Annotated in this window: 7 protein-coding genes; 1 reads left to right on the top strand and 6 read right to left on the bottom strand. The window is 46.3% G+C overall.

The genetic code is table 11. The features are described from left to right. From AC1WIP_RS11225 to AC1WIP_RS11215, 3 genes are all read right to left on the bottom strand, one after another. Nucleotides 1-964: GTP-binding protein (locus tag AC1WIP_RS11225; protein ID WP_481141908.1), on the bottom strand; the 964-nt coding region annotated here is incomplete at its 3' end. Between the two features lie 25 nt (nt 965-989). Beyond that, entirely contained in the window at nt 990-2,459 is a 1,470-nt protein-coding gene (locus AC1WIP_RS11220) for an ATP-binding protein (protein WP_481141909.1), read from the bottom strand. A 153-nt stretch (nt 2,460-2,612) separates the two neighbouring features. Next, the gene (locus AC1WIP_RS11215; protein WP_481141907.1) at nt 2,613-3,170 is read right to left on the bottom strand and encodes a glycoside hydrolase family protein; all 558 of its coding nucleotides are present in this window, start codon (nt 3,168-3,170) and stop codon (nt 2,613-2,615) included. A 244-nt stretch (nt 3,171-3,414) separates the two neighbouring features. Here AC1WIP_RS11215 and AC1WIP_RS11210 point away from each other — a divergent pair, with 244 nt between their 5' ends. Then, nucleotides 3,415-3,621, top strand: a complete 207-nt coding sequence (locus AC1WIP_RS11210; RefSeq protein WP_481141906.1) for a hypothetical protein — start codon at nt 3,415-3,417, stop codon at nt 3,619-3,621. A 398-nt stretch (nt 3,622-4,019) separates the two neighbouring features. Here AC1WIP_RS11210 and AC1WIP_RS11205 read toward each other — a convergent pair whose 3' ends face one another. The 3 genes from AC1WIP_RS11205 to AC1WIP_RS11195 form a co-directional block, all read right to left on the bottom strand. After that, nucleotides 4,020-4,229 carry a hypothetical protein gene (locus tag AC1WIP_RS11205; RefSeq protein ID WP_481141905.1) on the bottom strand — a complete coding sequence of 70 codons (210 nt, stop codon included), beginning with the start codon at nt 4,227-4,229 and terminating at the stop codon, nt 4,020-4,022. Between the two features lie 102 nt (nt 4,230-4,331). Continuing rightward, nucleotides 4,332-4,583 carry a hypothetical protein gene (locus tag AC1WIP_RS11200; protein WP_481141904.1) on the bottom strand — a complete coding sequence of 84 codons (252 nt, stop codon included), beginning with the start codon at nt 4,581-4,583 and terminating at the stop codon, nt 4,332-4,334. A 63-nt stretch (nt 4,584-4,646) separates the two neighbouring features. After that, nucleotides 4,647-4,905 (bottom strand): DUF6262 family protein (locus tag AC1WIP_RS11195; protein ID WP_481141903.1); only part of this gene is annotated, 259 nt, incomplete at its 5' end.

Here is a 4,905-nt window from a genome sequence, read left to right as displayed (position 1 = left end):
CCGCACAGATTTCTCCTGCCTCTGCCTCCTGCACCGTCTGATACTGCCCTCCGGTATACAGGCGCAGCTGATCTGCCTTTTCCTCCCAGACCTCTCCCTCTCCTGCGCTGGAGCGGTTGCTTACCGGCATTTTCACCCGCAAAACGCCTCCGGTCACCTTCAGGTAGGTCAGTCTTACTCCCGAAGGGTCCCTTGCAATCTTGTAAACTCTGGCTCCAAATTCCTCACCGTAGACAGGCGCCTTTGCATACCTGTAAAGTCCCTCCAAAAGCGCCTCCACTCCCGCAAGGCGCAGGGCCGACCCAAAGTAGCAGGGAAAAATCTGTCTTGCTCGGACCGCCTCAGAAATGCTTTCTTCGGAAATACTCCCCCGCTCCAGGTACTGCTCCAGCAAAGCCTCCGAGCACAAGGATAGATTTTCCCAAAATTCCGCCTCTGTCTGTGTTCCCCCGAATTCCACACAATTCTCATGAAGCTTCTGCTGCAGCTGCCCCAAAAGACTCTCCTTTTCCGTTCCCGGCTGATCCATTTTATTCACAAACAAAAAAACGGGAAGTTCATACCTTTTTAAAAGCCTCCAAAGAGTCTCCACATGCCCCTGTACGCCGTCCGCTCCGCTGATCACCAAAACCGCATAATCCATCACCTGAAGGGTGCGCTCCATCTCCGCCGAAAAATCCACATGTCCCGGCGTATCCAGCAAGGTAAGATTCATTTCCCTCCATCTGGCCCTGGCCTGCTTGGAAAATATGGTAATCCCTCTGGAACGCTCCAGCGCAAAGTTATCCAAAACCGTGTCCCCATGATCCACCCTCCCCAGACTTCTCATGGCTCCGCAGCTGTACAAAATACCCTCTGCAAGAGTAGTCTTTCCCGCGTCCACGTGGGCCAGAAGGCCCACGTTTATATGCTTTGACGGCCGTCCCGCCTGTACTGCCGTTTTATTTTCAGGTGTTTTTTCCATAGAAAAATCCCTTTCTGTTCTGCAATTACTTTAATCTGTATCTGCGTCCTTTGTTTTTCCCCGTTGCCTCTATCCTGCCTGATTTTACGAGCTCATTTACCAGCACTCTTGCCCTTGACTCTTTTACACCGATAACTTCTGCCAGTTCACTAGTTTTATATTCCTGATCAGAAGCCATATATTCCAGGATATATTCCAACTGTTGCTCTGTCTTTTTTGTCACCTTCTTTTTATCGCCATTTTTTATCGCCACTTTTTTATCGCCATTTTTTATCGCCACTTTTTTTACAAACGATAATTTCAAAATGGTTCTGTCTGGCCCATATTCTTCTACGACTTCCGGTTGTTTCCACCCTTGCTGTTCCCACACACTGTATATATCCGGCACACCGCTGCCAGCTCTCTCACCAATACCAATCAGATTAAACATTTTCATCAAAGTTTTGTTGCGAGGATCTGATATGCCTCCTTTCAGCATCTGCGCTTTTCCGGTTCTGATGCTTCCCGGATTCTCCATTACGATAGACTCTGCATCTTTTCGGATCACAATCCCTCTCGGAAAATAAAAATCTGTATTTACCAGACAGTTCGCCAAGGCTTCCCTTAATGCCTTGTGTACAGGCGTATCATCCACGCGGATTATTCCCTCCAGCTTGAAAGGAATTTTCAAATCTTTCACAAGTTTCCCGTAAACCCGGAAGAAGAAATCAAATAAATTCCCCGTCCAGTCACCGGAGCTGGACTGCAGTCTGTCCGTCCAGCGGATCGTCGGATCAAGCACTTCCCGATAGTCCAGAAAATATTCCGGAAATTCATACAAAATCTTATATTCTTCTCCAAACATAAGAAGTCCGGCAGCCGTAGGATGCAAAGCATTATCTCTGGCAGACAGCTTTGCAGCGCCTATCCTCTCTAAATATTCTTCATCACTCAGCCTCTCCCATACATGTTCTGTTCTATAAGCCATATGCCGGTTGCGATAGGCACGCAAAGTCTCTGAATTAAGCACTTCCAAAGACATATCCTGCAAAATTTTCGTATCGGCAGTTTCTTCCGGCTGATCCCGAAGCATTGCAAGCACCTCACTGCGGTCACAGTGATAATCTCCCTCCCAGTTTCTGCGAAAAGTGCCATTAAACATATCTCCGTTTATATATACTGGCTTCTGCTCACGCTTTGCCTTAGGGACATGGATAACCATTATGGCACTACTATTTTCTTCATATATTTCCACATCATTGTCCGTCAGCAGATTTATCGAAACCTTATTTTTATTATTAATGGTATCCCAAAAATCTTTTCGCAGTTTCGCCGCATTTTCCAGCCCGGTCATATACCAGCTTCCGTCTTTGTTTTCTTTTATGCCGAGGATTATGACTCCTCCATAACAGTTAGCAAAAGCGGAATACGTTTCCCACAATGAAACCGGAAGGCCGCCTTTCGCCTTTTTGACTTCCCGTCTGTTATCCTCTCGGTAAATGTCAAATTGAGACATATTAAAATTCACGAATTTCTTATGATTTCCCGCCTGTGCTGCCGTTTTATTTTCAGGTGTTTTTTCCATAGAAAAATCCCTTTCTGTTCTAACATCATATGAATATAATCATAGCACAGAAAGGGATATACGTCGATATGGCTTTCACTTCGCTCAAAGAAAATCCTTTAATTTCCATTCGTCATACCAGCGGATCACAGTTTTTTCGCCTTCCCATTGGACGAGCAGCCAAACATACCTGGCAATGGACGTGTTTTCCATATGCCGTTTCAGTTTCTTTGGGAGCTCTCCCGCCTGTTTGGGACTGCGGTCCGGCTTTGTAATCTCCTGATGGCGATTGCCGGGCATGGCAATATACAGTTCCTTCCCAGGCATCTTCAAAACGCAGGTAAACTGTCCATAGAAGCTGGTACCCGCAGCATCGCCGATACAAGGGTCTCCCAAGTCCTCATAATTCCCATGCCAGTCTGGGAACCGGCACACCTGACTGGGGTTTGGGTAATAGCCTGTTGTACCGGAGGTAATCAGGCAGCGCAGTCCGCCCTTTTCAAAAAAAGCAGGCGCCTCCCGGCAAAACGGCGGATGCAAATCTACATAATGCTCCGAAAACTCGCCTGTCACTTCGGTATAGGTGTCAGACAGCGTGGCCGTAACCACTTCAAAATGGGGACGATCGAAGATGAAATAGGCTTTTTTCGTGTCTTCAGCCAAGCTGCATATTTGCCGGTTCTTTCGCAGTAAATGATATGCGGCCGGTCCATGCAGCAGGTGGGGTGCAGAGGACTTCCCAAATCCTCCGGCTGGGTCGGAATGACCTTTCCATTGGTATCCAGCCAGATCTGACCGGGACGAAAGCTTTTATATGGTATATTGCTGTCCTCCTAATATATGAGTGTAGGGTTTCAGTACCCAACAGCCAGTTGGGACTTAATCCTCTCATTGTTTAAGCTGTATAATGATTAGGCATCGGTCTGACGACGCCTCCTGGGACCATGAGAATCTTGGTGTGGGTGAGTCCGGCCAGCACAAATCCAAGATCAGCCGGTCGTCCAAAGTTGGCTCTGCAAGACTGCGCAAGACATTGCTCCAGATCATGACAACCTTGCTGCAGAATACCCCGGAAGACGACCTGGTGTATCGTTTCCTTGACATCTCTACATGACAGCTGGAGCAAATAAGTTCCTCCGCATCTACTATGGCAAAGTCAGAGAGTGCCTGCGTAACTTGGAGCAGGAATCATAACATCTGTTTTTCCTATCACCTCTTTCAAAGCCAGCATTCATGGCAGCTTAAAGGTTGTACCTAAAAATATCAAATCGGATTTTTGAAATTTCTTCCGGTCTATCCACGCAAAAAAGCCGCCCAAGATAGCCCTTGGACGACTTTCTGCGTAATGTGATAGATCAAATATTATTTTTTCGGATTGCAGTCCCCGAAAAGTCTTGTTTTTACAGTGTTCCTAATACGAAACAATCATAAACAGTGGATCCAAAAGGATGTTCGGCACACACCCTAAAATCATTCCAAAGCTCGCGGTTTTCGGCTGTCCGATGGCACAAATCAGATGCCCGCATATAGGACCGCTCCTATCAGCGCTCCGGCGCCGCCGATTCCAAACAGATTACTGACAGCCGACAAAATATTGTAGATCGTCAGACACAGAGAAATGGCCGCCACTGCAGCTGCATTCTCAGTCAGTCCAACATACCATGTATCCGCAAGGTTATAGACCACCAGGATAATCTGGCTGACGATTGTGGACGCAATCATAAAAAAAGAGCTTTCCCCACGGACGCTTCCACAAAGATGTGCGATTCCTGTGCAACCGTTTTTTCTTCTGTCTGGTTCTCGTTGTTTTGTGTGGTTTCACTTTTACTCATTCTGCATAACATCTCTTTTCACGGACTGAATCCAATCCAGAACCTTCTTTTCCGGTGTCTGCATACAGTCACCGCCTGTGGAGTCGAACCGCACCTCCATTTCATAGGAAAAAGTTGCTCCCTTGCATTCTTTTTTCATATCTGCAATCACATGACCCGGCCAGCCACCATGAGTCTGGAACGGGATTACTTTTTTACCCTGCCAGTTATGGCTGGTTAAGAATGTCAGCATAGCTGGAGCCATCGTATACCACCAGGTAGGATAATAAAACCGGTTGTTTTATAAGAAATGCCTATTTTTAGCATTTTAACACAATACACACTTTTTCAGTATTCTCATGCTTTTTGATAATCTGATCTCCCATTTCATTGTTAGCCTTTTCAGTTTTCTTGTCAGCATTATATTCTCTTTTTTCAATCGTTCATTTTCTTCTAACAACTTTTTTATCTCATTCTGATAGATTTCCACCTGTTTCTCCATGCTTTTCTCGCGAACTTCCCGCTTAATCTGCGCCAATTTACCTTGATCTAGCTTTTCCTTCTCTTCCTCCAGCACAGACTTTACT

The organism is Acetatifactor sp. (genome assembly GCF_982438285.1).
This window is presented reverse-complemented; position numbering and strand designations above follow the sequence as displayed.

Bases quoted from the DNA above. Each gene is read 5' to 3' on its own strand.
- AC1WIP_RS11220 (WP_481141909.1), bottom strand. From the start codon at position 2,459: ATGTCTCAATTTGACATTTACCGAGAGGATAACAGACGGGAAGTCAAA.
- AC1WIP_RS11210 (WP_481141906.1), top strand. From the start codon at position 3,415: ATGATTAGGCATCGGTCTGACGACGCCTCCTGGGACCATGAGAATCTT.
- AC1WIP_RS11205 (WP_481141905.1), bottom strand. From the start codon at position 4,229: ATGATTGCGTCCACAATCGTCAGCCAGATTATCCTGGTGGTCTATAAC.
- AC1WIP_RS11200 (WP_481141904.1), bottom strand. From the start codon at position 4,583: ATGGCTCCAGCTATGCTGACATTCTTAACCAGCCATAACTGGCAGGGT.